This window comes from Parvibaculum sp. (assembly GCF_019635935.1).
In the GTDB taxonomy this organism is placed as follows: Bacteria; Pseudomonadota; Alphaproteobacteria; order Parvibaculales; family Parvibaculaceae; genus Parvibaculum.
This window is the reverse complement of the sequence record NZ_JAHBYN010000001.1, coordinates 1,051,065-1,076,502: the sequence shown is the minus strand read 5'-3', so window position 1 is coordinate 1,076,502 and position 25,438 is coordinate 1,051,065. Positions and strand designations below refer to the sequence as shown.

Annotated in this window: 27 protein-coding genes; 6 read left to right on the top strand and 21 right to left on the bottom strand. The window is 66.2% G+C overall.

The window, feature by feature from the left end; all coding sequences use genetic code 11:
- Positions 1 to 8: 8 nt before the first annotated feature.
- The 3 genes from KF719_RS05430 to KF719_RS05420 form a co-directional block, all read right to left on the bottom strand.
- The gene (locus tag KF719_RS05430; RefSeq protein ID WP_293507706.1) at positions 9 to 1,619 is read right to left on the bottom strand and encodes an acyl-CoA synthetase; all 1,611 of its coding nucleotides are present in this window, start codon (positions 1,617 to 1,619) and stop codon (positions 9 to 11) included.
- A 137-nt stretch (positions 1,620 to 1,756) separates the two neighbouring features.
- Entirely contained in the window at positions 1,757 to 2,647 is an 891-nt protein-coding gene (locus KF719_RS05425; RefSeq protein ID WP_293507705.1) for a hypothetical protein, read from the bottom strand.
- Between the two features lie 60 nt (positions 2,648 to 2,707).
- Entirely contained in the window at positions 2,708 to 3,367 is a 660-nt protein-coding gene (locus KF719_RS05420) for a hypothetical protein (protein WP_293507704.1), read from the bottom strand.
- A gap of 93 nt (positions 3,368 to 3,460) precedes the next feature.
- Between KF719_RS05420 and KF719_RS05415 the strand changes: the two genes are divergently transcribed.
- Positions 3,461 to 4,060, top strand: coding sequence for a TetR/AcrR family transcriptional regulator (locus tag KF719_RS05415; RefSeq protein ID WP_293507703.1), 600 nt, complete (start codon positions 3,461 to 3,463; stop codon positions 4,058 to 4,060).
- Positions 4,061 to 4,112: 52 nt separating this feature from the next.
- Here the strand turns inward: KF719_RS05415 and KF719_RS05410 are convergent, their stop codons facing one another.
- Positions 4,113 to 5,246, bottom strand: coding sequence for a ferritin-like domain-containing protein (locus KF719_RS05410; RefSeq protein WP_293507702.1), 1,134 nt, complete (start codon positions 5,244 to 5,246; stop codon positions 4,113 to 4,115).
- 197 nt (positions 5,247 to 5,443) lie between these two features.
- Between KF719_RS05410 and KF719_RS05405 the strand changes: the two genes are divergently transcribed.
- Positions 5,444 to 6,256, top strand: coding sequence for an alpha/beta hydrolase (locus tag KF719_RS05405; RefSeq protein ID WP_293507701.1), 813 nt, complete (start codon positions 5,444 to 5,446; stop codon positions 6,254 to 6,256).
- A gap of 4 nt (positions 6,257 to 6,260) precedes the next feature.
- Here KF719_RS05405 and KF719_RS05400 read toward each other — a convergent pair whose 3' ends face one another.
- The 5 genes from KF719_RS05400 to KF719_RS05380 form a co-directional block, all read right to left on the bottom strand.
- Positions 6,261 to 6,770 carry a response regulator gene (locus KF719_RS05400; protein ID WP_293507700.1) on the bottom strand — a complete coding sequence of 170 codons (510 nt, stop codon included), beginning with the start codon at positions 6,768 to 6,770 and terminating at the stop codon, positions 6,261 to 6,263.
- Entirely contained in the window at positions 6,767 to 7,303 is a 537-nt protein-coding gene (locus KF719_RS05395) for a hypothetical protein (RefSeq protein WP_293507699.1), read from the bottom strand. Before KF719_RS05395 ends, KF719_RS05400 begins: the two co-directional genes overlap by 4 nt.
- A gap of 11 nt (positions 7,304 to 7,314) precedes the next feature.
- Complete coding sequence (locus KF719_RS05390) at positions 7,315 to 7,812, bottom strand: response regulator (protein ID WP_293507698.1); 498 nt, start codon at positions 7,810 to 7,812, stop codon at positions 7,315 to 7,317.
- 171 nt (positions 7,813 to 7,983) lie between these two features.
- Positions 7,984 to 8,865, bottom strand: coding sequence for a class I SAM-dependent methyltransferase (locus KF719_RS05385; RefSeq protein WP_293507697.1), 882 nt, complete (start codon positions 8,863 to 8,865; stop codon positions 7,984 to 7,986).
- Between the two features lie 56 nt (positions 8,866 to 8,921).
- Positions 8,922 to 9,734: a hypothetical protein gene (locus KF719_RS05380; RefSeq protein ID WP_293507696.1), complete on the bottom strand. Its 813-nt coding sequence runs from the start codon at positions 9,732 to 9,734 to the stop codon at positions 8,922 to 8,924.
- Positions 9,735 to 9,845: 111 nt separating this feature from the next.
- On the opposite strand from KF719_RS05380, the gene KF719_RS05375 reads away from it, so the two are divergent.
- The gene (locus KF719_RS05375; RefSeq protein WP_293507695.1) at positions 9,846 to 10,322 is read left to right on the top strand and encodes an NUDIX domain-containing protein; all 477 of its coding nucleotides are present in this window, start codon (positions 9,846 to 9,848) and stop codon (positions 10,320 to 10,322) included.
- Positions 10,323 to 10,325: 3 nt separating this feature from the next.
- Here KF719_RS05375 and KF719_RS05370 read toward each other — a convergent pair whose 3' ends face one another.
- On the bottom strand, positions 10,326 to 11,753 hold the full coding sequence (locus KF719_RS05370; protein ID WP_293507694.1) for an amidase family protein: 1,428 nt from the start codon (positions 11,751 to 11,753) through the stop codon (positions 10,326 to 10,328).
- 165 nt (positions 11,754 to 11,918) lie between these two features.
- Between KF719_RS05370 and KF719_RS05365 the strand changes: the two genes are divergently transcribed.
- Complete coding sequence (locus tag KF719_RS05365; RefSeq protein ID WP_293507693.1) at positions 11,919 to 12,290, top strand: hypothetical protein; 372 nt, start codon at positions 11,919 to 11,921, stop codon at positions 12,288 to 12,290.
- Between the two features lie 3 nt (positions 12,291 to 12,293).
- Here the strand turns inward: KF719_RS05365 and KF719_RS05360 are convergent, their stop codons facing one another.
- From KF719_RS05360 to wrbA, 3 genes are read right to left on the bottom strand one after another with little or no spacing between them, the layout of a single operon-like run.
- Positions 12,294 to 13,280 (bottom strand): glutathione S-transferase family protein, encoded by a 987-nt coding sequence (locus tag KF719_RS05360; RefSeq protein WP_293507692.1) that lies wholly within the window; start codon positions 13,278 to 13,280, stop codon positions 12,294 to 12,296.
- Positions 13,281 to 13,312: 32 nt separating this feature from the next.
- The gene (locus KF719_RS05355; RefSeq protein WP_293507691.1) at positions 13,313 to 14,023 is read right to left on the bottom strand and encodes a pirin family protein; all 711 of its coding nucleotides are present in this window, start codon (positions 14,021 to 14,023) and stop codon (positions 13,313 to 13,315) included.
- Between the two features lie 44 nt (positions 14,024 to 14,067).
- Positions 14,068 to 14,679 carry an NAD(P)H:quinone oxidoreductase gene (wrbA, locus tag KF719_RS05350; RefSeq protein WP_293507690.1) on the bottom strand — a complete coding sequence of 204 codons (612 nt, stop codon included), beginning with the start codon at positions 14,677 to 14,679 and terminating at the stop codon, positions 14,068 to 14,070.
- Positions 14,680 to 14,801: 122 nt separating this feature from the next.
- Here wrbA and KF719_RS05345 point away from each other — a divergent pair, with 122 nt between their 5' ends.
- Positions 14,802 to 15,728, top strand: a complete 927-nt coding sequence (locus KF719_RS05345; RefSeq protein WP_293507689.1) for a LysR family transcriptional regulator — start codon at positions 14,802 to 14,804, stop codon at positions 15,726 to 15,728.
- Here the strand turns inward: KF719_RS05345 and KF719_RS05340 are convergent.
- Positions 15,704 to 15,865, bottom strand: coding sequence for a hypothetical protein (locus tag KF719_RS05340; protein ID WP_293507688.1), 162 nt, complete (start codon positions 15,863 to 15,865; stop codon positions 15,704 to 15,706). The genes KF719_RS05345 and KF719_RS05340 overlap by 25 nt on opposite strands.
- Positions 15,866 to 15,941: 76 nt before the next feature.
- Positions 15,942 to 16,856: an SDR family NAD(P)-dependent oxidoreductase gene (locus KF719_RS05335; protein ID WP_293507687.1), complete on the bottom strand. Its 915-nt coding sequence runs from the start codon at positions 16,854 to 16,856 to the stop codon at positions 15,942 to 15,944.
- A 358-nt stretch (positions 16,857 to 17,214) separates the two neighbouring features.
- Between KF719_RS05335 and KF719_RS05330 the strand changes: the two genes are divergently transcribed.
- Complete coding sequence (locus KF719_RS05330) at positions 17,215 to 17,733, top strand: N-acetyltransferase (RefSeq protein ID WP_293507686.1); 519 nt, start codon at positions 17,215 to 17,217, stop codon at positions 17,731 to 17,733.
- Here the strand turns inward: KF719_RS05330 and KF719_RS05325 are convergent.
- The 6 genes from KF719_RS05325 to KF719_RS05300 form a co-directional block, all read right to left on the bottom strand.
- Positions 17,730 to 18,686, bottom strand: a complete 957-nt coding sequence (locus tag KF719_RS05325; protein ID WP_293507684.1) for a zinc ABC transporter substrate-binding protein — start codon at positions 18,684 to 18,686, stop codon at positions 17,730 to 17,732. The genes KF719_RS05330 and KF719_RS05325 overlap by 4 nt on opposite strands.
- A 14-nt stretch (positions 18,687 to 18,700) precedes the next feature.
- Complete coding sequence (locus KF719_RS05320) at positions 18,701 to 19,576, bottom strand: metal ABC transporter permease (RefSeq protein ID WP_293507683.1); 876 nt, start codon at positions 19,574 to 19,576, stop codon at positions 18,701 to 18,703.
- Positions 19,573 to 20,307, bottom strand: a complete 735-nt coding sequence (locus KF719_RS05315) for a metal ABC transporter ATP-binding protein (RefSeq protein ID WP_293507681.1) — start codon at positions 20,305 to 20,307, stop codon at positions 19,573 to 19,575. The genes KF719_RS05320 and KF719_RS05315 overlap by 4 nt, the downstream gene beginning before the upstream one ends.
- Positions 20,304 to 20,453 (bottom strand): hypothetical protein, encoded by a 150-nt coding sequence (locus KF719_RS05310; protein WP_293507679.1) that lies wholly within the window; start codon positions 20,451 to 20,453, stop codon positions 20,304 to 20,306. Before KF719_RS05310 ends, KF719_RS05315 begins: the two co-directional genes overlap by 4 nt.
- Positions 20,454 to 20,552: 99 nt before the next feature.
- Entirely contained in the window at positions 20,553 to 22,628 is a 2,076-nt protein-coding gene (locus KF719_RS05305; protein ID WP_293507666.1) for a hypothetical protein, read from the bottom strand.
- An 11-nt stretch (positions 22,629 to 22,639) separates the two neighbouring features.
- Positions 22,640 to 25,438 carry a DUF4159 domain-containing protein gene (locus KF719_RS05300; protein WP_293507664.1) on the bottom strand — a complete coding sequence of 933 codons (2,799 nt, stop codon included), beginning with the start codon at positions 25,436 to 25,438 and terminating at the stop codon, positions 22,640 to 22,642.

Genomic DNA, 25,438 nt, shown 5'->3' with positions numbered 1-25,438 from the left:
TTTCGTATTCAGGCGGCGCCGAGTTCGCGCTTGGCAAACTCGGTGACGGTCTTGTAGTCGGCCTTGCCGTTCGGCGCGCGGAAGGGAACCGTGCCGATCAGGATGCGCTTGGGCGTCTTGTAGCCGGCAAGCATGTTGCGGACATGGCCGCGCAACGCTTCCTCGTCGAAGGCCGCGCCATTGTTGAGCTTGACGACGCCGGTGACCGACTGGCCCCATTTTTCGTCGGGCAGGCCGACGACCAGCGCATCCTCGACAGAGGGATGCGTTTTCAGCGCTTCCTCGACTTCTTCCGGATAGACCTTTTCGCCGGCGGTGTTGATGCAGGCCGAGCCGCGGCCGAGCAGCGTCAGCGTGCCGTCGGCTTCGACGGTGCACCAGTCGCCGGGGATCGCGTAGCGCTCGCCGCGAACGGTCTTGAAGGTGCGGGCGCTTTTTTCGGGGTCCTTGTAGTAGCCGACCGGGATCGGCGCGCCGAGCGCGATGAAACCCGGTTTGCCGGAACCCGGCTCGATCGGCTCGTCGTTTTCGTCGAAGACCTTGCAGCGTTCGCCGATCTGGAATTTCGCGGTGGCGATCTCACCGTCCTTGGTCATCAGCGACGAACCGAGGCCGACGGCTTCGGAGGCACCGAAGCTGTCGGTCATGATCGCGTTCGGCATGTATTTCAGCAGTCCGCGTTTCACCTCCGTCGACCACATGACGCCGGACGAGATGATGGTGACGATGGACGACAGGTCGTATTTTCCCGGCTCTTCCTCAAGCGCGCGCAGCATGGGCTTGGCAAAGGCGTCGCCGACGATGGCGACCTGCTGGACCTTGTTGCGGTCGACTGCCGCCCATAATTCGTGCGGGTCGAGCGACTGGTTGTCGAGCGTGACGACGCAGCCGCCCGAGACCATGTTGCCAAGCGCGGTCAGGAGGCCGGTGCCGTGCATCAGCGGGCAGGCCGGGATCATCGGGCCGGCGGGGCCGACTTCCTTGATCGCCTCGATCAGGGCGGGAAGCGATTCCGGCACGGGGCCGAGGCGGCGCAGCGCCGCGAGCTGCACCTCGCGCAGATCGTCGTGACGCCACATCACGCCTTTCGGCATGCCGGTGGTGCCGCCGGTATAGATGAAGAGCATGTCGTCGGGTGAACGCTCGATGCCGAGCGGCGCGCCGTCGCCGGCGTTCGCCAGCGTTTCGTAACGTTCGGCGAAGGGCGCGATGTCGCCGCCGTCATTGACCTCGATGAACGTTCCGACCTTTGTGAGCCGCGGACGGATTTCCTCGATGATGCCGCGAAACTCGCTGCCATAGACGACGGTTTGCGCGTCCGAATTGTCGAAGATGTAGAAGACTTCGTCGGGCTTGTAGCGATAGTTGACGTTGACATGGGTCAGGCGCGATTTGAAGCCGGCGGCGAGCAGTTCGATATATTCCGGCCGGTTGCGCATGTAGAAGGCCAGCTTGTCGCCGGGCTTTGCGCCGCGTTCGATCATGGCGCGGCCGAGATTGTTGGTGCGTTTCGTCGTTTCGCCCCAGGTGATGCGGCGTGTCCCGTGAATGAAGGCCGGCGCGTCGGCCGGCAGCACGGGCGATATGGCGTCGAGAATGTCGCCGAAATTCCAAGGCATGTTTTCCCTCCCGGAAAGCTTGTTCTGGCGGCCCCCCGGCGCGGCGGCCGGGCGGGGCCAATTCTTTTGCCGACAATATAGGGAGGAAATGGCGGCCGGTCATCCGGCGTCGCGGTGCCGCAGGGTTAGCTTCACGGTCAGCAGGGAAGGGCCGGCAACTCATCCTTGCTCGCGACGAGGCATTTGGCGGTGACGCCGGTCGTGCCGGCGCGCAGCAGGCGGTCGATGGCGCGTTTGAACTGGTCGTCGACGCGGATTGCGACATTGGGGTTGAGGCTGCCGCTATAGGCCCGGCCGGACGAGTGGGTGATCGCGTTGGAGGCCTGCGAGTTGACCGCGATCATGTAGTTGATGCCGTTCTCCTGCAAAATCAGCGGGCCGCCCGACCAACCCGGCATCATGTCGCAATCGTGATTGACGACGCGGGGATCGAAGCGGTTGAGATGGGAGCTCAGCTTGCGCGCGGGCCCGCAATTTTCGGACATCTGCAAGGGACCGCGCTCGCCATTGTGGCCGGCGAGGATGAAGCGGGAGCCGGATTCGCGAAGTGCGACGGCGGTGTCCTCGTCGATCACGCGCGGTTCGATCCGGTCGAGTTCGTCGGGGAGGCGGCGGTCGAGGACGGCGACGGCCCAGTCGTTGTGCCAGTCGCGATCGCGATAGGGGGTGTGGCTGCCGCTTTCGATGTAGAGGATGCGCGCGCCCGGCCCGGTCTTGGATTGCGGCCGGAACTCGCAATCGGTCAGGCGGCCGCGCGGGCCGATGAAGACATGCGCGGCCGAGGTGATGACGTCGTAGTCGCGCTCGGGCGGCAGGAAGGGCGAGGCGATGAGCACGCCGGTCGGCCGGCGGGTCGTGCCTTCGCAGACAATGACGCCGACGCCGCTGAGACCGTCATCGGGGCGGATGTCCCGGCGATCGTCGACACCGTATATGTTTGCCTGCGCCGTGCCGGAGAGCAGCAGCATCAGGAAGCCAAGGCCGATCGCGGGGGCCGTCCGCCAGCCCCTGGCATTCGTCGCATGCATTCTGCGTCTCCGGGGGCATCAGGCCCTGCCGGTATGCAGAATAACACAGGCGACGCTGCGTCAACGAACAACAGCTTGTGATCGGGCGCGGCGGCGGGCGATCCAGGCGGTGACGCGCAAGCCCAGCACCAGAAATCCGAGGCCGGCGGTAATGGCGAAGATTACCTTGGGCTCGGGCGGCGTCTCGCTCGTCAGGCGGCCGATATAGGAATTCATGAAAATCAGCCAGACATAGGCGATGCCGACGAGATGCAGGCGGCGCCAGATTTTCGGGCCGAGCGTTCTCACCGACCAGTCGTTGGAGGTCAGCGCCATTGCCGCGATCAACACATAGGCGCCGCCGCCGCCGATGATGGTGACGATGTCCGGCGCTTCGCCGATGGCGATGAAGAACGAGGTCAGCGCGCCCAGATGGATGAAATGAGCCAGCGCGAAGGACAGACCGAGATAGCGGCGGTTGCGCTTCAGCCAGCGCGTCGTGGCGGACGGGAAAAGCTGCGCCAGTGCGCCGGTCGCAAAGACCACGATGAAGATCAGGAAGGCGAAGCGCGCCGTGTAGCGCGTGATGTGGACGAGGCCTTCGCTGCCCGTGCCCCAGAAGGCGAGGCTGCCTGCTGCGATGGCGGCGGCGACGCCGAGGACGGCGGCGAAAAGCCACCAGGGGATGCGCTTGCCGGCCGGACGGGGCGCGGCGGTGCCCGGAATCGTGGTGTCGGTCATTTTGTTTCGCCCCCGAATTTTTCATACACGGTGTATGAGATACAGGTTGTATAATCCGAAACGAGTTTCCATACAAGCTGTATGAAAGAGGAAATGACGCGCGAATCCCCCGCCAAACGGCCCTCGAAGAACCGCGACAAGCTGCTGAAGGCGGCGCGGCGGCTCTTTGCCGAGCGGGGTTATGCCGAGACCGGCACCGAGGACATCGTGCGCGAAGCGGGCGTGACGCGGGGCGCGCTTTATCATCAGTTCGCCGACAAGCGCGATCTCTTCCGGGCGATGCTGGAGGAGATGCTGCCGGAAATCGGACAGCGGCTCTTTGAAGAGACGATGGCGCGGATCGCGCATGACCGCGAGGATCTGCAGGTCGGGTGCCGGGTGCTCTTGGGCATCTATACCGACGCGGAAGTGCGGCGGCTGTTTCTGATCGAGGGACCGGCGGTGCTGGGGCTTGCCGACTGGCAGGCGCTGCAGGCGCCGCTGTCGACGCTGTTTCTCGACCACGCGTTGCAGCATCTTGTGGACGAGGGTTTCATCGCGGCCGGCGAGATGCGTTCGATGAATGCCTTGCTGTCGGGCGCATTGCAGCAGGCGGCGCTCGGGATCGCGGCGGCCAACGATCCGGAGTCGGCGCGCGCCGACTATACGGCCGGGCTCGACCGGATTATTGAGGGGTTGATGCGGCGGACATGAAAAAGGCGGCAACCGGAGTTGCCGCCCTTTCCGTTTCGATTTTGCGTCCGCTTTATTCGGCGGCCGACATGCGGTCCAGCGAATAGGCGCCGCCGCCCTGGCCGTTGAGCTGGCGCAGAAGCTTGATGCCTTCCTCGGCGATGTCGTCGCCGATCATGCGGTCGCCCTCGCCATAGAGTTCCTTCATGTCGATGAAGGCGGCGTAGTTCATGGCCGTGCGGTCGGTGATGATGCCGGCCTTCAGCAGCGTCTTGATCAGCACACGGAAAATGTTGGACGATTCCTGCATGCTTTCGCGGATATGCACGTCTGTCAGTGCTTCCATGAACGCGCCCTGCACCCATTCCCAGTCGAGGCCGACGGCGGCATAGATATGCTTCTTCTGCTCGGGGCTGCCGAGGTTGTAGAGCAGCACCTGGAAGACGTCCCAGGCCCAGTCCTCGATCGCGTTGCGCTGTTCTTCGTCGAGGTTCGGGATGGTGCGGTCGGCCCAGATCTTGCCGAATTTGTGGTGGAAGGCCTCGTCCGTCATCGTGAGCTGCATCAGCTTCACCATCAGCGGATCGCGGCCCCATTTGTAGAAAGAGGCGAAGGCGCCCATGGCGAGACCCTCGACCAGCATCTGCATGCCGACGAGCTTCTTCCAGACCAGCGGCGTGTTGACGAGTTCGGTCAGGATGTCGCCGAGCGCCGGGCCGACGGGCACGGGCTTGCCCCAGCGGGCCTTGATGTAGTTGGAGAAGCCGGCGACGTGGCGCGCTTCCTCGCGCGTCTGGTTGGCGGCGTATTCCTGCGCGCCCGGATCCTTGAGGATGTGGCAGAGGCTCGCCGACAGCGCCAGCGCGCCCGCTTCGCCGTGCAGGATGGAGGAGAGGCCCCACTGCACATCCATGTTGACGAGTTTGATCTTCTGCTTCTCGTCGAGCTTGTCCTTCACCGCCGTCTTGAGGTCGGTGTTCTGCTGGGGGTCGATGAGGTACTCGTTCTCCATGTCGAAGGGGGCGGAGAAGTCGATGTACTTCTTGTCCATCGGATCCCAGAAGTGATCGTGGGTGGCGGAGATGATCTTGTCGAAGGCGGTGGAGCGCTTGCCGTAGCGCTCGACTTCCATCATTGCCGGGAAGTCGTCCGGCGCGACCGCCTCATAGGCTGCGTCGACCGTGATATTCGTCGTGATCTTTGTCATCTCTGCTCCTACCCTGATGGGGAATGCCGGCCTCCGGCGCTTCGCTCCGACGGCTCCCGTTGAATACCAATATAGGGTCAGGGGTTAATGGATGCAAAAAATAATGACGCCTCTGTCATTTTTTGGGGAAATGAACCGAAGAGCGGCGTGGGCGCCAAGCCATTGAAATTACAATAAAACTCACGGGGATCAGGGCGATGAAGAACGGAACGGTCGAGACGGCGCATGGCCGGCTCAGCTATCTGGACAGCGGCGGCGCGGGCCCCGCGGTGCTGTTCATCCACGGAAATTCCTCCTGCAAGGAGATTTTCGGCCGTCAACTCGAAAGCGGGATCGGCCGCGATTTCCGCTGCATCGCCTTCGACCTGCCGGGGCACGGGGCAAGTTCCGACGCGCCGGAGCCGGAGAAGACTTATTCGATCCACGGCTTTGCCGATGCGTCGATGGCGCTGCTCGAGGGGCTCGGCATCGAACGCGCAACCGCCGTCGGCTGGTCGCTGGGCGGCCATGCGGCGCTTGAAATGATGGGGCGCTGGCCGGGGACGGTCGCGGCCTGGATCACCGGCACGCCGCCAGCCGGCGGCGCCGACATGGGCGAGGCGTTTCTGCCGTCCGAACACATGGCGCTGACCTTCGCCGAAAGTTTCACGGCCGAACAGGCGGCGATCTATGCGCAGGAAACGATCGGCGCCGGCGTTGCGCTGGAGCCGTGGATGGTGGAGGGATGCGCGCGCGCCGACGGACGCTTCCGGCCGCTGATGCTGCAATCGGTGGCCGCCGGGCTCGACATGGACGGGCGCGAGATCGCGGCGACATCGCCGCTGCCGCTGGCGGTCGTGTCGGGCGCGCTGGAGCCGTTCGTCAACAATGCGTTCCTGACAAGCATCAGCTACCGCAATCTCTGGGACGGGAAGGTGCATATTCTGGAGGGGCTGGCGCATATGCCGTTCTGGCAGGCGCCGGATGTCGTCAATCCGCTGCTCGCGCGGTTTCTCGCCGAGGTGAACTGAGGCTTCAGCGCGCCGTGTCGTCGATGCCGCGCGCGGCGAGGTGGCGCTTCGGCGAGGGGCCGCGATAGCCCGGCGTTTCGACGAAATGGATCGGCTTCGAGACGGCGGCGACGATGGCCTCGTAGAGAACCGAGGCGGAGAGAGGCTTGGGGAGATAGTCGGTGACGCCCTGGTCGCGCGCATGGACGACATTTTCGCGCTCGATATGGCCCGAGATCATCAGGATCGGCACATCGGGGTTGGCGCCGTCGGCGGCGCCGGCGGCGCGCACGCGCTGCGTCATCTCGTAGCCGTCCATCGGCTGCATCGCGCCGTCGGTGATGATGATGTCCGGCTTGTGTTCGATGAAGGCGTCGAGACCCTTCAAGCCGTCGCGCGCCTCGACGACCTGCTCCACGCCCATCGACTCGAGCGGCGCCGCCAGCAGCCGGCGCATTTCGGCACTGTCATCCACCACAAGCACCTTCAGCTTGCGGAAGAATTCCGGATCGGCGCTGGTCGGCCTGGGAATCATCCCATCCGCCTCCGCTCCGCCGCACTGGCCGCAATCAGTTTTTGCAACGCATTGAGCGTTTCAAGCGTGATCGCCGGATCGGCGCCGGGGCTGTCCAGCGCCTCGCGGATCGCATCGATGTGGAAGCGGAAAACGGTGTCGTCGCGCCAGGCGTCCATGCCGGCGCTTTCGACATAGCTGCACAGCGAATTGGCGAAGCGGCCGACCATCGGATGGCCGAAGGTGCCGGCAAGGCCGCGCATGTCGTGGACGATGGCGTAGAGCCGGCCGCGCGCTTCGGTGTCGCCGCCGCAGGCCGGTTCGACCAGCGTCAGCAGCGTGCGGACCTGATCGCGCAGCGTGTCGCCGTAGCGCGCCTCAAGACCCTTGATGGTCGTCTGCATCTGCTCGAGAACGCGGGGGTCGAGACGCATCGGCGCGACATAGTCGGTGCCGAGCTTGCGCTCCGCGATCGAAGGTACACGGACGAAACGCACATCGGCCGGCTTTTCGCCGTTCGACGTGCCGCGATTCTTGTTTTTTCGGTCGGTCATCGGTCAGTCCCTCACAAAAGTGCCACCGCGCCGCGACGGTCGACGCCGTCATAGGGCTGGTTGCGGCGGCGGCGGTCGGGGCCGCGATAGGTCGGCGTTTCGACGAACTGGCGCGGACGGTCGATCACCTGGATCAGACGCTGATAGAGGCTGCGGGCGGAGATGGGTTTGGACAGGAACTCGGTGATGCCGACGTCGCGTGCGCGCTCGATCGACGCAAGATCGGTGTGGCCTGACACCATGATGATCGGCACCATGCCGAGCCCGCCGCCGGTGATGTTGCGCAGCCGTTCGGCGAAGGAAAAGCCGTCGACCGGCAGCATTGCCGCGTCGGTGATGACGATGTCAGGCTCGTAGCGCCGGAACATTTCCCACGCCTCGTCGCCTTCGGCCGCCACGTGAACGTCGCTGACGCCCAGCGCGTGCAGCAGCGTCATCAGCAGATGCCGCATATAGGCGCTGTCGTCGACGACCAGAACGGTCAGCGATTTGAAGATCGATTGCGTCATGCCCCCACCCGGATACGAAACGGACAATGACGGCTGCACAGACGTGCCGCTCATCATTCCCCCCGTCTCAACCTTTACCGGAATCAACCTTAATCGCCGTTCCTTAAGAAAAAGGAACCGGCGGCTGGCGGATGGGAGACAAATTTGCCGGGAAATCGGCGGTTTCGGCGCTCAGGCGCGTGCCGTTACGAGCCAGACCGCGCCGCCCATGACCACGCGTCCATCCGCGACATGACGGGCCAGCGCCTCGCGCACGGCGGCGGTCGACAGGCGGCGCTGCTCGTCGTTCAGCTCCCTGAAAATGCGGGCAAGCGGACCGATGTCGAGCGTCTGTTGCAGCGCGTCGGCGACGGGATCGGCGCCGGTGCCGACCGAGAGGGGAGCGTCGAAGGGTTCGATCTCGACGGCGCTGTAGCCTGCTTTTGTCAGAACGCCGTGCAAGCGGTCGCGGTCGTCGAAGGCGAAGGGGCCGGGCGCGCCGGGGATCGCGGGCTCCTGCTTGGGGATGTGGGGCAGGGCGGCGAAAAGCGGCGCCGCGATCCAGGGGTTTTCCTTCATCGGCCGCCAGCAGGCGAAGGCGACCCGGCCGCCGGGCGCGAGCGCCTTGCGCATATGCGCGAAGGCTGGCACCGGCTCGAGAAAGAACATGATGCCGAAGCGCGATGCCAGAAGATCGAAGGATGCCGGTGCGAAGGGATGTGACGATGCGTCGGCCAGCATGAATTCGGCCGGGCTTTTCATTTCCTCCGCGCGTTGCCGGGCGCGGGCGATCATCGGTGCGGAAATATCGACGCCGAGCGTCTTTCCGCCGGCACCGGCGCGCGCCGCAAGCTCGAGTGTCGTGGCGCCGCAGCCGCAACCGACATCGATGGTCCGATCGCCGGGCTTCACCGCGGCGATGCGCAGCATCGCGTCCGAGAAGGGCTGCAGCAGGCCGTCGAGCTTGTCCTGATAGCGCGCCCAGCGGGAACCGGCGTCGCCGTTCCAGTATTCGATCTGTTCGGCGTTGGGGCCTTCATGGGCCAGGTTTTCACCCGCATTGTGCAGCGTCATCTTGCGCGACCTCCTGTTTTGGAGGGCATGCTAGCACAAGGCGGGCGGCGATGCGGTCAGCTGTCCGCGTCGCCGCCCGGCTTGTCGCCGTTCAGGCGGCTGGCGAGCGCACGGAGCTTTTCCTCGACGGCACCCATGCCGAGTTCGTATTCGGTGTCGGGGTGGGCCGGTGCATCGGGATCTTCGGCATCGGCGCCGGTCGGGAGCTGCGTTTCGACCGGATGGGAGCCTGCAATGGCGATGAGGCGGGCCAGCCGGTCGGCGATCAGCGCCGCGTGGTCGGAAAAGCGTTCGGCGGCGGCTGCCGCCGTGGCGCGGGCGGCGGCGATTTCGGCCGAGATGGCCTCGATTTCGGCATCGCCGGCAAAGGCGTCGCGCGGCGGGGACAGCGACAAGCCGCCCTCGCCGGTCGTCAGGTTGACGACCGAGATTGAAATACCGGCGCGGTCCTCGCCGTCGAGCGCGATTTCGAAACTTGTGTGCTGCCCGCCGATGCGCCGGCCCCCGATCAGGTTGACGCGGTTGTGCGAGGCCGATCCGACGATGGCGTCGATCTCGGCGCGCAAATCGTCGTAGCGGCCGGCCAGCAGGGCACGGCGTCCGATGTCGGCATTGCGGCCGGCGTCGGCCACCAGATCGGCCGCTTCGCGCAGCCGCTCGGTCACGGCGTCGATGGCGAGCACGGCGGTTTCAACGGTGCTGAGGGCGGTGGCGATGCGCTGGCCGAGTTCGGCGGCGAATTGCGAGCCGGAGGCGCTGGCGGTGCTGCGCAAGGCGCGCTTCAGCGCCGCCTGCGTCACGCGCGGCGTTTCGACCGGCTCCGGCGGTTCGAGTTTCCGCCGGGCGATCAGATTCGAAAAAAGGCCCATACCGTTCTGCCTGTCCCGACGCAAAGACGCGCCGCCCGCACCGAGACTACGCGGCGAGGGTTGACGACATCTAAAGGCGGCCGCGGCCGGACCCCGTGCTAGATTGAGGCGATGGCCGATTTTCGTGTCCTTGCGTGGAAGATTGCCCGCCCGATGGCGCGGCTTTACTGGCGTGTCCGGCGGCCGCTGACGGCCGGCGTGCGGGCCGTCGTGTTCGACGCGGAGGGGCGGGTGCTGCTGGTGCGGCATACCTATATTGGCGGCTGGTACCTGCCGGGCGGCGGCGTCGAGCGCGGGGAAACCATGCTGGCCTCGCTCCGGCGCGAGCTTGACGAGGAGGCCGGCGTGCTCCTGCACGGCGCGGCGCGGCTTGCCGGGCTCTATGCCAATTTCCGCGAATTCAAATCCGATCATGTGGCGCTCTACGTGCTCGACCACGGCACCTACGAGCAGGTGCCGCGCCAAAGCCCGGAGATTGCCGAGGCGGGATTTTTCGCGGTCGATGCGCTGCCGGAGGGCATCAGCGCGTCGACGCGGCGGCGCATCGCCGAAATTGCCGAAGGCCGCGCGCCGGACGAATTGTGGTGACGTTCAGAACGCCGGCCGCCGCTCGGCCCAGGGATTTGCTTCTTCCAGTTGCGCGGCGAGACGGAGCAGCGTCGCCTCGTCGCCGAAGCGGCCGGTGAACATCGTGCCGATGGGCAGGCCCGCCGCATTCCAGTGGAGCGGCACCGACATCGAGGGCTGGCCGGTCATGTTGGCGATGGCGGTGCCCGGCATGTATTCGTAGCTAACGCGCATATATTCGCCGACATCCTCCGTCATCATGTCGAGCGTGCCGAGCGGGATGGGCGGGACGCCGAGCGTCGGCGCCAGCAGCAGGTCGAAATTTTTCTGGAAGGCCGCGATCTGGCGGCCGAGGCGGTGGATGAAGAGCGTTGCCTCGGCGTAATCGGTGCTGCCCCGCGCTTCGGCGGCTCGGGCGATCAGCCAGGTGATGTGCTCGACATCGTTCTGCGTCACCTCGCGGCCAAGCGCTGCGGCGCGCTGGCGGAAGGTCAGTGCGGTGTTGGCGCCGACGATGGTCGCCTGATGCTTCGAGATTTCCTCGCGGCTGAGGGGCGGTGCGGCTTCCTCGACATGATGGCCGAGGTTCGCGCATAGCGCGGCCGCTTCCTTCACCGCCGCAACGACATCGGGGTGACATTGCGAACCGTCGGAGCGCTGCGTCGTGAAGGCGATGCGCAGGCGGCCGGGTTTGGCGCCGACTTCCTGAAGGAACGGCCGCGCCGGCGCTGGGGCCGCGTAGGGATCGCCCGGTGCATCGCCCGCGGTCGCATCGAGCGCGGCGGCGCTGTCGCGGACACTGCGCGAGACGACATGCGAGATCGAGAGGCCCGCCCAGCCCTCGCCGCGATCGGGACCCATCGGCGTGCGGCCGCGTGTCGGTTTCAACCCGAAGAGGCCGCAGGCGGCGGCTGGAATGCGGATCGAGCCGCCGCCGTCGCTGGCATTGGCGAAAGGCAGGATGCCGGCCGCGACCGCCGCCGCCGCGCCGCCCGACGAACCGCCGGCGGAGTGATTGAAGTTCCAGGGATTGCGCGTCGGGCCATAGAGCTGCGGCTCGGTCGTTCCGGCGAGGCCGAACTCGGGCGAGTTGGTCTTGCCGAAGATCACGAGGCCGGCCTTCAGGTAGCGTTCGGTCAGTGTCGAATTGTGATCGGCCTTGTTGCCCTCGAACAATGCCGAGCCATAGGTCGTCACCGTGCCTTCGAGCAGCAGGTGCAGGTCCTTCAGCAGGAAGGGCACACCGCTGAAAATACCGTCGGGCAGGCCGCGTACGATCTGCGCGCGGGCCGCGTCGTAATGCTTCATCACGACGGCGTTGATCTTCGGATTGATCGTTTCGGTACGGAGGATCGCCTCTTCGAGCAGGTCGCTCGCGCTCACATCGCCGCGCTTGACCAGGGCGGCAAGGCCCAGACCGTCATATTTGTCGTAGTCTGGAAAACCGCCCATTTACCCGCATCCCCTTCGCATATCCCGCTTTTGACGGTCGATCTTAAGGAGGGCGCGGGGGTTCTGCCCATGATTATTTTTCGCCACATTTATGGGCTACGAAAATGCCCGCGGGGGCGGCTTGTGACGGCGTGGCCTCAATCGGCCGCGCGGATGGAGGTTGCCATGAGACGGAAGATCATCGGCGGTTGCGTGGTCGCGGCGCTGGCGTTTGGCGGGATCGGTGTCGCGCAGGCAGCAGACAGCGTCGACTGGAGCGCGTTGCCGGACGACGAGGCGGCGCTCGCGCAAATCGACACCCAGCAGGAGCGCGCGCTTCGCCAGGCGGTTCGCCATTGCAACGATCTCCACCGGTCGAACCATCAGGCGAATGCCTGTGTGTTCACCGATGTCGACCGCAATATGCGGCAGAGCAGCGATGCGGCACTGCGCGCCTATCATTTCGCGCTGCCGCGCTCGATGCGCTACAGCGAGAACCGGAATACCGGCCTCGCCGTCAAGCAGGTGCTCGAGAAGCGCCAGTCGGCGGTCAACTGATCGTCAGGAGGCGGCGCGTTTCCTTTCGCGCGGTTCATCGAGATCGAGGATCGGCCCCGCCGGCACAATGCCGGTGGGGTTGATCGTTTTGTGGCTGCCGTAATAGTGCTGCTTGATGTGATCGAAGTTCACCGCCGCCGCGATGCCCGGCATGTTGTAGAGCCTGCGCAGAAGCCCAGTGAGGTTCGGATAGTCGGCGATGCGCCGCAGGTTGCATTTGAAGTGACCGTGATAGACGGCATCGAAGCGGATCAGCGTCGTGAAGAGGCGCCAGTCCGCTTCCGTGATCCGGTCGCCCGCGAGATAAGGCTGCGTGCCGAGACGGGCCTCAAGCCGGTCGAGTTCGGCGAAGAGCGCCGTCACCGCATCCTCATAGACCGCTTGTTCGGTCGCGAAGCCCGCCTTGTAGACGCCGTTGTTGACCTTGTCGTAGACGGTCTCGTTGATGGCGTCGATTTCGCCGCGCAGGGCGGACGGATAGAAGTCGAGGCCTGAGTCAACGCCCTCGATGCCGTCGAAGGCCGAGTTCAGCATACGGATGATATCGGCGGATTCGTTGGAGACGATGGTTCCGGTCTTCTTGTCCCAGAGCACCGGCACCGTGACCCGGCCGCTGTAGTCGGGCTTTGCGAGCGTATAGACTTCGTGCAGGCGGGTCTTGCCGTTGACGATGTCGCGCGTGCCGCCTTCGTCCTTCATCGTCCAGCCTTCTTCCAGCATCAGCGGATCGACAACCGTCAGCGAAATCATGCCGTCGAGCTTCTTGAGGGCGCGGAAGATCAGTGTGCGATGCGCCCAGGGGCAGGCCAGCGACACATAGAGGTGATAGCGCCCGGCCTCGGCCATGAAACCGGCCTCGCCCGTCGGTCCGGCCGCGCCGTCGGCCGTGACCCAGTTGCGGAAGGCGGATTCCTGCCGCTTGAAGGCGCCGCCGGTCGACTTGGTGTCGTACCACTTGTCGGTCCACTTGCCGTCCACCAGAAGTCCCATCGTGCTTTCCTTTCATTGTGCCGTTTGGCCGCTCACGCTTCGGGCGGCAGGTCCACCAGAAGAATTTCGGCGTCTTCGCCGGCGCGGATAATGAGTTCGGTCTCGCCGCGGATGGCGGCGCCGGCGCGTTCCGGCACCGTCACGCCATTGACCGTAATGTGTCCGCGCGCCGGAACGAGATAGACGAGACGGCCTTCCTCAGTGACATGGGTCACTTCGGTGCCTGCGTCGAGCGTCGCACCGAGAATTTCGGCGTCCTGCGCGATCCACAAGGCTTCGGCCGGCGCGTCCGGCTTGCCGCTGGCGAGCGCCATCAGCTTTCCTTTCCGGTCTTCCTTCGGAAAGGAGGCCGTTTCCCAGCGCGGCGCGATGCCCCGGCGGGCGGGCTCGATCCAGATCTGGAAAATTCGCGCATCGTCGCTTTCCAGATTCCATTCCTCGTGGCGGATGCCGGTGCCGGCCGACATCACCTGCACGTCGCCGGCCTTTGTGCGGCCTTCATTGTTCAGGTGATCGCGGTGGCTGACCGCGCCTTCGCGCACATAGGTGACGATTTCCATGTCGCGATGACCGTGCAGCGGGAAGCCGGTGCCGGCGCGAATGAGGTCGTCGTTCCAGACCCGGAGTTTGCCCCAGCCCATGCGCGCCTCGTCGTAGTAGCCGGCGAAAGAGAAGTGATGCTTCGCCTTCAGCCAGCCGTGATCGGCGCCACCAAGACTTTCAAGTGTGCGAATGTCGATCATGATTTTCTCCTTTCGGCCGCCGGGCTTTTGCGCGGGGCCGGATGCTATTGCTTCAGCTTGCTCGCGATGCGCGCGACATGCGCGCCCTGTTTGCGGGCGAGGCTCAGTTCCTTGTCGCTCGGGCTGCGGCTGCCGTCGCCGCCCGCCAGCGTCGATGCGCCATAGGGCGAGCCGCCGCGCACTTCCGAGATGTCGAAGAGTTCCGTGCCGACGGCATAAGGCAGGCCGACGACGACCATGCCGTGATGCAGCAGCGTGGAGTGGAACGAGGTGATGGTCGTTTCGTTGCCGGCACCCGTGCCGGTCGAGGTGAAGACCGAGCCCGCCTTGCCGACAAGCGCGCCCTTTGCCCAGAGGCCGCCCGTCTGGTCGAGGAAGGTGCGCATCTGCCCCGTCATGTTGCCGAAGCGGGTCGGCGTACCGAAGACGATGCCGTCGTAATCGGCGAGTTCCTGCGGGGTGGCGACCGGCGCATCCTGGTCGGTCTTCATGCCGGCGTTCTTCATCGCTTCGGCGGGCATGGTTTCGGGCACACGCTTCAGCGTTACTTCGACACCGCCGACGCTGCCCGCGCCTTCGGCAACGGCTTTCGCCAGCGTTTCGATGTGGCCGTAGGCGCTGTGATAGAGCACGAGAATTCTGGTCTTGCCGGTCATGCCGCTCTCCTGTTTTGCCCCCGAAGGGATGTCGTCAAATCCATGCCTCCTATCTAATTGGTATCCAGTGAGATACAATCTGAGGATATTGGAACAAATTGTTGCATATCAGGAACAATGTGATGACGGATCTCAACGGGTTTGCGGTCTTCGCGCGGGTGGTCGAGCTGGGCGGGTTCACGGCGGCGGCCGACGCGCTCGGGCTCTCCAAATCGGTGGTCAGCCGCCAGGTTTCGGCGCTGGAAGACGAGCTCGGGGTGCGGCTGCTCAACCGGACGACGCGGCGCGTCGCCGTCACCGAGGCGGGGGCGGTGGTCTTCGAGCGGGCACAACGCATCGTCGCCGAGGCGGAAGAGGCTGCCGCCGAAGCCAACTGCATCGAAGGCCAGGTGCGCGGGCGGCTGCGCATCAACGCGCCGATGAGTTTCGGCATTCTCGAACTTGGGCCGGCGCTGCCCGCGTTCGTTGCGCGCTATCCCGATCTCGATGTCGATCTCGTGCTCAACGATCGACGCGTCGATCTGATCGAGGAGGGGTTCGACGTGTCGCTCCGGATTTCGGCGCTTGAGGATTCAAGCCTGATCGCGCGCCAGCTTGCGCCGGTCGAACGCTATGTTGTCGGCGCGCCTGCCTATTTCGAGAAATACGGGATGCCGGCGCGTCCGGCCGATCTCGCGGCCCATCGCTTCCTGCTCTACACGCTGTTGTCGCGCCCCGAACAAATGAGTTTCGCCGGTCCGGGCGGCGCGCGCGAGGATGTCGCGGTCAGGGGACATCTGTTCTGCAACAATGCGGATGCGATGCTGCCGCTGCTGCGGGCGGGCGCGGGGCTCTGCCTTTCGCCCGATTTCGTCTGTCACGAGGAGTTGCGCACCGGACGGCTCGTCCGTGCGCTCGAAGACTGGTCGATGCCACCCTTGCGGCTCCATGTCATCTATCCGCATACGCGGCATCTGTCGGCGAAGGTCCGTGCCTTTGTCGATTTCGCGGCCGAGCATTTCGGACCGGGCAAGGCGCGGTGGATTCAGTCGCCGTCGTCTTCCGGCTGATCTTCCTCGACCGGCGGCTCGTCGGTTTTACGAGAGTATTTTCGCTTCGGTTTGACGACGCGCTTGCGGAACAGCGGATCGGCCAGCGCCTTCGCAACCGGATTGCGCGGTTTGGGCGGCGGTTTGCGTTTCGTCATGCGGCCTCCTCGACATGCAAACGGCCGGAGCATTGGAGCCCCGGCCGCGCATTCTGTCCAGTCGCCGTCGATCGGGTCAGACCGGTTCCCAGGTGAAAACCGAGCCGGTGTTGCCGAGGTCGGTATAGCCGCCGGCCATGGCGGGCAGGCCGTGGGAGAGGATCGTTTCCGGCGTCCAGCCGTCGATGCGGGCGACGCTCTTGACGGGCCGGGGCTGCGAGAAGAGCACGATCTCGTTGCCGCGCACGGAGAAGATCTGACCGTTCGTCGTGCATGAGGGCGCGGCCAGCGCCACGGCGAAATTGCCGACCTGTTCGGCGCGCATCGCATTCTTCATGCGCTCGACGCGTTGGGCCGATGCCTCGTCCTTCACCGGAATGGTGGCGATCATGCGCGTCCATGCGAAGGGCGCGATGATGTTGGAGCGGACGTTCTTCGACGCGCCTTCCATCGCGATGATGCGCGAGAGACCGGCAATGCCCATCTTGGCGGCGGCGTAGTTCGCCTGGCCGATATTGCCGATCAATCCGCTTGTCGAGGTGAAGAGAACGAAGTTGCCCTCCTGCTGTTCGCGGAAATGATTGATGGCGGCGCGGGTGATGTTGTAGCTGCCCTTCAGGTGCACTTCGAGGACAGCGTCCCAGTCTTCGTCGGGCATCTTGTGGAACATGCCGTCGCGCAGAATGCCGGCGGGGCTGATGATCGAGTGCAGGCCGCCGAACGTGTCGAGCGCCTGGGCGATCATGTTTTCGGCGCCCGACTTCATCGACACGCTGTCGGAATTGGCGACCGCTTCGCCGCCCGCCGCCTTGATTTCGTCGACGGTCTTTTGCGCGGCCGAGGCATTGCCCTCGTCGCCGCCCTTGACGCTGCCGCCGAGGTCGTTGACCACGACCTTGGCGCCCTGTTGGGCCGCGATCAGCGCGCATTCGCGGCCGATGCCGCCTGCGGCGCCTGTGACCAGCACCACCTTGCCTTCCAGAATTCCCATGACGTTCCCTCTCGGTCCGGTTGTCCTTGTTGGCGGGCAAGCTAGCCAAGGGCGAGCGGCCATTCCAGCCTTTTTCGGCCTTGCGCGCCCATGAAGGCGCTTTACGCAAGGAATTGGCCGTGCTACCGGACTGTCCTTTCAAGGCAGCGGCTGGCGCCCCACGGGGCGCGGCCTCAGACGGATCGACGGGATGACAGGCGGCGCGACGCAGCGACGACGAATGAAGGAAGGGAGCCGTGGCGCTCCCGGCCTGCCGCGCGCCCGCGCGATCCGTCCGTTCCCCGCCTGAGCGCGAGGGCGGGCGACGCAACGGGCGGGCACTTCCCGTTTGCGCGTCCAATCCTTGAAAGAAACTCCGATGTTTGAAATCGAAGCCGAGCGGCCCGAGCACGGGCCTGCCATCGAAGCACTGCTCGACCTTTCCTTCGGTCCCGGCCGTTATGCGAAAGCCGCGCAACGCTTGCGCGAGGGCAATCATCCGGCGCCGGAGCTTTGCTATGTCGCCTTTGCGGGCGAGGGCGCCGAACGCCGCATGGTCGGCGCCTTGAGCTTCTGGCCGATCCTGATCGGCGGCAAGCCGGGGCTGATGCTCGGGCCGCTCGCCGTCGAACCGCAACTGCGCGGCAAGGGCTGCGGCATCAAGCTGATGGAGAAGGGGCTCGCCGATGCCAAGCGCCTCGGTCATCGGCTCGTCATCCTTGTCGGCGATGCGCCTTATTATGCGCGGGTCGGTTTCGGGCCGGTGCCGCCGGGGCGGCTCACCATGCCGGGCCCGGTCGATCCGGCGCGGCTTCTCTATCGCGAGCTCGACATCGGCGCCTTCACCGGCGTCAAGGGTGCGATCGAGAAACCGCGATCCGCGGCCGCCGCCCGCTAGTCCTTCAGCATCGCCGCCACCAGCAGCGGCACGTTGTGACGGAACATCGCGATATAGGTCGGCGCGTCGCCACCGGCGCGCGAGAGCGCATCGGAATAGAGCGCGCCGCCCATTTCGGCGCCGGTCTCGCGCGAGACGGTTTCCATCATGCGCGCGTCCGACATGGTTTCGATGAAGAGCGCCTTGATGTTTTCGGCGCGGATCTGGTCGATCAGCCGCGCCAGCGCCTGCGCGCTCGGTTGTGCGCCGCCGGAAATGCCGAGCGGTGCGTGAAACTCGATGCCATAGGCATCGCCGAAATAGCCGAAAGCGTCATGCGTGGTGATGACCTTGCGTCTTTCCGGCGGCACCTTGCCGATCTCGGCGCGCACCCAGGCGTCGAGTTCCTTCAGTTCGGCGATATAGGCCGCCGCATTTTCTTCATAAGCATCGGCGTTGGCCGGGTCGACCTTGGCCAGCGCATCGGCGATGTTGCGCACATAGACCACGCCGTTTGCCGCATTCTGCCAGGCATGCGGGTCGAAGTCGTGCGGTACGGACGGATAGCCTTGCTTGTCGTGGCTGTGCTTGTGGCCGTGATCGTGCGCGTGTCCGTGGTCATGCGCGTGGTCTTCATCCATCTCGCGCGGGTTGATGCCGAAGCTCGCAACCGCATAGGTCGCCTTGCTCTTCGCGGCGGCGGCGAGGCGCACCATCCAGGGCTCGAAGCCGAGGCCGTTGACGACCAGAAGCTTCGCATCGGCAAGCGCCGCTGCATGGGCGGGGCCGGGTTCGAAACTGTGGGCGTCGCCGCCCGGTCCGACCAGCACCGTCAGTTCGATGCGGTCGCCGGCGATGCGTTCCACCATGTCGCCGAGAATGCTGAAGCTCGCCACGACCTTCAGCGGCTCGGCCGATGCGGGCGCCGCGCCGATGGTCAGGGCGAGAGCGAGGCCCGCCAGAAACCTTTTCATCGTCCGCCTCCCTTTTAGTCTTCGTGGAAATGCGCGCGCGGGAAATAGCGCGTGCGCAGGCTGTCGCGTGTGCCGAACAAGATGGAGCCGACATAGAAGGCGCCGGCGGTCAGGATGATCGAGGGCCCCGACGGCAGGCTGAAATTGTAGGAAATCAGCAGACCGATCAGGCCGGAGGTGAAGGCCATCGCGACCGAAAGCGCGGCCAGCGACCAGACGGCGCCGGCCCAGAAGCGCGCGGCGGCGGCCGGCAGCATCATCAGCCCCAGCGCCATCAGCGTGCCGAGTGCCTGAAAACCGGCGACGAGGTTCAGCACCACCAGCGTCAGGAAAATGAAATGCCAGAGCGTGCCGCCGCCCGTTGTGGCGCGCAGGAAGGCCGGGTCGAAACATTCGATCACCAGCGGCCTGTAGATCAAGGCCAGCGTCACCAGCGTCACGCTGGCGATCGCGGCGACCAGCAGCAGCGCGCCGTCATCGACCGAGAGGATGGTGCCGAACAGCACATGCAGCAGATCGACGCTTGAGCCGCGCATCGAGACGATCAACACGCCGAGCGCGAGGCTGATCAGGTAGAAGCCCGCAAGGCTTGCGTCTTCCCGGAGCGCCGTGACGCGCGACACGATGCCGGCAAGCAGCGCCACCGTCAGGCCGGCGACGAAACCGCCAAGGCTCATCGCCCAGAGCGAGAGACCGGCGACGAGAAAGGCGATGGCGGCGCCGGGCAGGATCGCATGACCCATCGCGTCGCCCATCAGGCTCATGCGGCGCAGCACCAGAAAGGTGCCGACGGGCCCCGCGCCCAGCGCCAGCGCGAAGCAGGCGACAAGCGCGCGGCGCATGAAGCCATATTCGACGAAAGGTTCGATCAGCGCCGCATAGAGCATCATGCCGCGTCGCTCCAGCCGTCGGAAATGTAGCGCGCGCGATGCAGGTTTTCCGGCGTCAGCACATCGGCCGCCGCGCCCCAGGCGACCGGCTCGCGCGCCAGCAGCAACGTATTCGGGAAGCTCGCGCGCACGCGCTCGATGTCGTGCAGCACGGCGATCACGGTGCGGCCTTCGCCGTGCCAGCGATGCACGAGGTCCATCAGGTCGGCGGCGGTGCGTTCGTCGATGGCGGCGAAAGGTTCGTCGAGCAGGATGACGCCCGCATCCTGCAGCATCAGCCGCGCGAAAAGCACGCGCTGGAACTGTCCGGCCGACAGGCTGCCGACTTGCCGGTTTTCGAAGCCCTTGAGGCCGACAGCGGCCAGCGCCGCCTCGGCGCGCGCGGTCAGGCCGCCGGTGATCGCGGCGAAGAGGCCGATTTCGGTCCAGAGCCCCAGCGACACCGCGTCGATGACGTCGATCGGAAAGCTGCGGTCGATCTCGGCGAGCTGCGGCAGATAGGCGACGCCGCGCCGCGTCAGCCCGTTCATGTGCACCGCGCCTTCGTCGGGCGCGATCAGGCCGGCGATGGTTTTCAGCAGTGTCGATTTGCCGGCGCCGTTGGGTCCCACGATCGCGGTCAGGCTGCCGGGCGCGAAACTGCCGTTCAGGTGATGCACCGCCGGCTCGCGGTCATAGGCGACCGTCAGGTCTTCGATTTCGATGGCGGGGGGAGTTGCGAAGGGGCTCATCGCGCCAGCGCCCAAAGGACCGCCAGCCACAGGATGGCGAGCGCGCCCGCCGCGGCCGCGAGGCGCGCCGCAAGGCCCGTGCCGAAGGCGCTGACGCGCCGCCGGCTTTCCGGCGCGTGGGCATGCTCATGGCGATGGTCGGCCACCGGCGTCTCCCGCAGGGATCAACGGATGTGATAATATAACATCGGGAAACTAGGCGCTAAAGCCGCGGCCCGCAAGCGCCAAAACGCGGGGATCGGACGTCAGCGCCCTTCGCGCCACCAGGCCAGCGCCAGCGTGCCGAGGATCAGGATGAGCGCCAGCGGGCCGACCAGCAGCGGCGACTGATGCACCGCATGGACCAGATATTTCTCGTTGCGCCTGAGGCCAAGCCAGGTGTCGCCCGCCGCGTCGTGGCCGGGGCGCACCGTGCGGATGCCGGGCGTGCCGGCGGCGTCGGCGCCGGCCCACCAGATGCCGCCGCCGGTCGCCTGCACGATCGGCTGCATGTGCTTGTCGGTGGCGCGGACATCGGCAAATTCGCGCGGGTTGAGCGGCCCGGCGGCGGCGACCACGTTGAGGTCGCCCTGCGAAATGCGGTAGAGGCCAAGTTCGCGCGCCGGCACCGACGCGGCGAAGCGGCCGGGCGCGGTTTCCTCCAGCGCAACCTCGCTGACCGCACCGGAAGGCGATGCGACGCGCGCGGGCATTGCCGTGTTGTCCATCGTGCGGCGCTCGATCGTTAGCGTTTCGCCCTGCACGGCGGCGGAAAGTTTTTCTTCCTCCAGATCGGGTTCCTTCATCAGCCAATGGGCGAGGCGGCGCAGAAGCTCCGCCTGCGGACCGCCGCCTTCATAGCCGCGCGACCAGAGCCAGATGTGATCGGAGAGCAATTGCGCGATGCGGCCCTTGCCCGCATGGTCGAGCACCATCAGCGGGCGTGCGTCCGGCGTTTCCATCACGATGCGGCCCTGACCGACCTCGACATCGATGGTGCGGAACCAGCGCCCCCAGGCCGGCGGGTCGCTTTCGCCGCCGGGCAGGCCCGCCGTCACCGGATGGCGCGCGCCGATCCCGGTGATCTGCGGGCGGAAGCCGCCGATGGTCGTTTCGCCGGAAGGCTGCGCCGGCAGGATCGCGGCCAGCGGTGTGCGGTAGATCGAAAAGGGCGACGCAAATGCGGGACCGGACGCCGCAAGGAAGGCGCCGCCATTCTCGACATAGTCGACGATGTTCAGAAAATAGGCGAGCGGCAGCACGCCGCGCCGCTTGTAGCGGTCGAAAATAATCAGGTCGAACTGATCGAGCTTTTCGTCGAAGAGCTCGCGCGTCGGGAAGGCGATCAGCGACAACTCGCCGATGGGCGTGCCGTCCTGCTTTTCGGGCGGACGGAGAATCGTGAAGTGAACGAGGTCGACCGACGGATCGGCCTTCAACAGGTTGCGCCATGTGCGCTCGCCCGGATGCGGTTCGCCCGACACCAGCAGCACGCGCAGGCGGTCGCGAATGCCATTGGCGACGACGACGGCGCGGTTGTTGAGCATCGTCAGTTCGTCCGGCCCTTCGGCGACGTCGATTTCGATGACATTGGGGCCGCCATGCTTCAGCGCCAGCGAAACGTCGGTGCGTTCGCCGATGACGGCCTCGACGGTCATTTCGGGATTGCCGTCGACCGAAATCGAGACGGTCGCGGTTTCGCCGGTCACGCCGTCGCCGGCCGCCGTCTCGTCGACGCGGAAGGAGAGCATCATCGGTTCGTCGACAATGCCGAAGCGCGGCGCCTCCACGACATGCAGCCGGCGGTCGCGTTCGCCCTTGCGGCCGATGATCAGGGCATGAACCGGCGCATCGAAGCCGAGCGCGGCGGCATTTTCCGGTACGTCATGCACCTGGCCGTCGGTGATGAAGATGGCGCCGGCGATGCGTTCGCGCGGCACGTCGGCGAGCGCCCGTTCGAGCGCCCCGAAAAGCGCCGTGCCTTCCTCGTCGCCCGGATTGCTCGCAACGGGCACGATGCGCGTTTCGATGCCGTCGGTGCGCGCGAGGCGTTCCTGAAGCATCGCAAGCGCGGCGTCCGTTTCGCCCGGACGGTTGCCGATGTCCTGGCTCTGGCTGCGGTCGACCACGATGGCGGCGATGTCGGGCACCGCTTCGCGGTCTTCCTGCCGGATGGTCGGGTTCAGCACCGCCAGCACGAGGATGGCGAGCGCGGCGGTACGAAACGGCGCACCGCGCGCGCCGCGCCATGCCGCATAGAGGAGCGCCGCGACACCCGGCAGCGCCAGCAGCACAATGGCCAGCAGCGGTACGACCGGTTCGAAGACGATGTTCCATGCCATCCTCGTGTCTCCTACTGTCCGAGACGTTCGAGAAGGGCCGGCACATGCACCTGATCGGATTTGTAGTTGCCGGTCAGCGCATACATCACGAGGTTGACGCCGAAGCGGTCGGCCATTTCGCGCTGCCGCTCGCCGCCGGGGCTGACCGGATAGATCGGGCGTCCCGCCTCGTTGCGCGCCCAGGCGGCCGCGTAGTCGTTGGAGCCGACGACGATGGTCGAGACGCCGTCATTGGCATTGGCGGCGTCGCTTCCGCCAGCTTCGACCCAGATCTGTCCGCCGTCCCAGCGGCCGGGAAAACTGTGCATCAGATAGAAGGATTTCGTCAGCACATGATCCTCGGGCACCGGCTCGATGGCGGGCAGGTCGAGCTGGCCGAGCAGACGGCGCAGCGTCATCGTCCCGGGCGTCACCATGCCGCCGATGGCGCGGTCCTGATCGCGCGTGTCGAACAGGATCGTGCCGCCGTTCTTCATATAGGCGTCGATTTTCGCCAGCGCTTCGGGCGGCAGGCTTTCCTGTCCGGTCGTCATCGGCCAATAGAGGATCGGGAAGAAGGCGAGTTCGTCGCGCAGGATGTCGACGCCCATCGGATCTGCCGGCTCGAAGGCGGTGCGCGTACGCAACACGCGGCTGAGCCCCGACAATCCGGCGGCGCTGACCTCGTCGGCTTCGCGGTCGCCGGTGATGACGTAGGCGAGCCGCGTTTCGAGCGAGGCGGTGAGTGCGAATTCGTCGATCGCGTTCTGCGCGTCGGCGCCGGTTGCGGGCAGGAGCAGCACCATGGCGGCCAGCACCGGCAGGCCGCGCGCGGCGAAGCGGCGGCGGCGGATTTTCTCGGCTTCGAAAAGACCCGTCATCCAGAGCGCCGCCACCGTATCGAGGATCACCAGTGCCAGCGCCAGTGCGAAGGCGAGCGCGGCGAGGCGCGTTTCGGCGCTACCGGAAAAGCCCCGGCGTTCGGCGATGCCCGGCGTGTCGGCAAGCGGCGTCAAGGTCAGCGCGGGCGTTGCAAGGTTCAGTGCGCGCGGTGCATTTGCCGGTCCGTAAAGGCCGGGCGGGTGGCGCGGTCCGCGAACGGTTTCGTCGAAGCCGGCCGCGGGAATCGCCGTTGCGGTTGCCGGCGGCGCGCTGAGCCGTCCGAAGCCGTCCAGCGTCGCGACCGGGCTCAGCATTTCGCTGTCGCGGCGCGCGCCCGCCGGTCCCGCATCGCCGTTTGCCGCGACGCCCTGCGAGAGCGCGACGGTGCGGCGAAGCATTTCGACGAAGAGGCCGGACAGCGCGAGGTTCGACCAGTCGCTGTTGGCGGTCACATGAAAGAGAACGATGGTACCGTTACCGCGTTTGGCGGCCGTCACCAGCGGCGTGCCGTCCTGCAACCGCGCCCATGTGCGGCCCGCGAGATCGGGCGCGGGCTCGGCCAGCACCTGCCGTGTCACGGTCACATCGGCCGGCAAGTCGAGGCCTTCGAAGGGGCTGCCGGGCTCGAAAGGCGCGAGGCGTTGCGGTTCGCTCCACGACAAGGCGCCGCCAAGCGCCCGTCCGCCGCTTCGGAGCGGCACCGGCACCAGGTCGTCGCTCTGCTCGGCCATGCGGGGACCGGCAAAGCGGATCAGCATGCCGCCCGCCTCGACCCATTGGCGGACGCGTTCATGGTCGGCGCCCGACAGCGTGCCGAGATCGGCCAGCACCAGCACCGACAAGGGCGCGTCGAGCAGCGCCGCGATGCGGCCTTCGTCGCCGGTATTGGCGTCACGCAATTCGGCGAAGGGGGCGATGGCGCGGCGCAGATAATAGATGTCGGAAAGCAGCGGTTGCGCCTCTTCCAGCGATGCGCCGGAGACGATGCCGACGCTGCGCCGCCGCCAGCGTTCGTCGGTCAGCACCACGGCGCCGGCCGACGCCTCGCCGGAAATTTCAAGCCGCGCGATGCGGTTCCTGAGTTCGAGCGGCAGGTCGAAGGTGGCGACGGCCTGCGTGTCGCCGGCCGCGAAGGTCCACGCCGCTTCGCCCAGTGTGCCGCCATCCTCGCTCAAGGCGCGGACGCTGCCCGCCGCCTCGCCGCCTTCGGTGCGAACAACCGTCGCGGCGAAAGTGTCGCCTTCGGATTTCGGCGGCAGCAATGCCAGCGGCCGCGCATCCGATGCCGGTTCGATCAGCGTCAGCCCGCCATTGCCGGCAATCGCGGCGAGCCGGCGGGAAAAAGCCGCAGCCGCGCCGTGTTCGATGCCATCGGAAATCCACACGGTCTGGATGTCGCCGCCGGAAAGCGTGGCCGCGTTTTCAAGATGCGCCGCAAGCGCCGGCCTGTCGGGGGCGATCGGTTGCGGCTGCATGGCGCGGGCGCGCGCGGCCGCATCGTCGGCGGCTTCGAAATTGAGTTCGGGTGCGCCGGGCGCGGGCGCGGTGCCGACGACGAGGACCGGGCGGTCGCCGCGTCCGGCATCGGCGATCAGGCCGTCCATCGCGGCGCGTCGGTCGCCCCAGCGCGCGGCGGCGGTCCAGCCATTATCGACGACGATCATCAGCGGGCCCGACCCTGCGATGCGCGGCGCCGGGTTCCACAGCGGTTCGGCCAGCGCCAGCACGATCAGCGCGGCGATGGTCAGGCGCAGGATCAGCAGCCAGAGCGGCGTATGCGCCGGCGTTTCCTCCTCGCGCGCCAGCCCTGCCAGCAGGCGGATCGCCGGGAAGCGGATGCGTTTGGGGAGCGGCGGCGAAATGCGCAGCAGCCACCAGATCGCCGGCAGCGCGGCAAGGCCGAGCAGCATCCACGGGGCGGCGAAGGCGAGGGGGCCGAGCTGCAACAT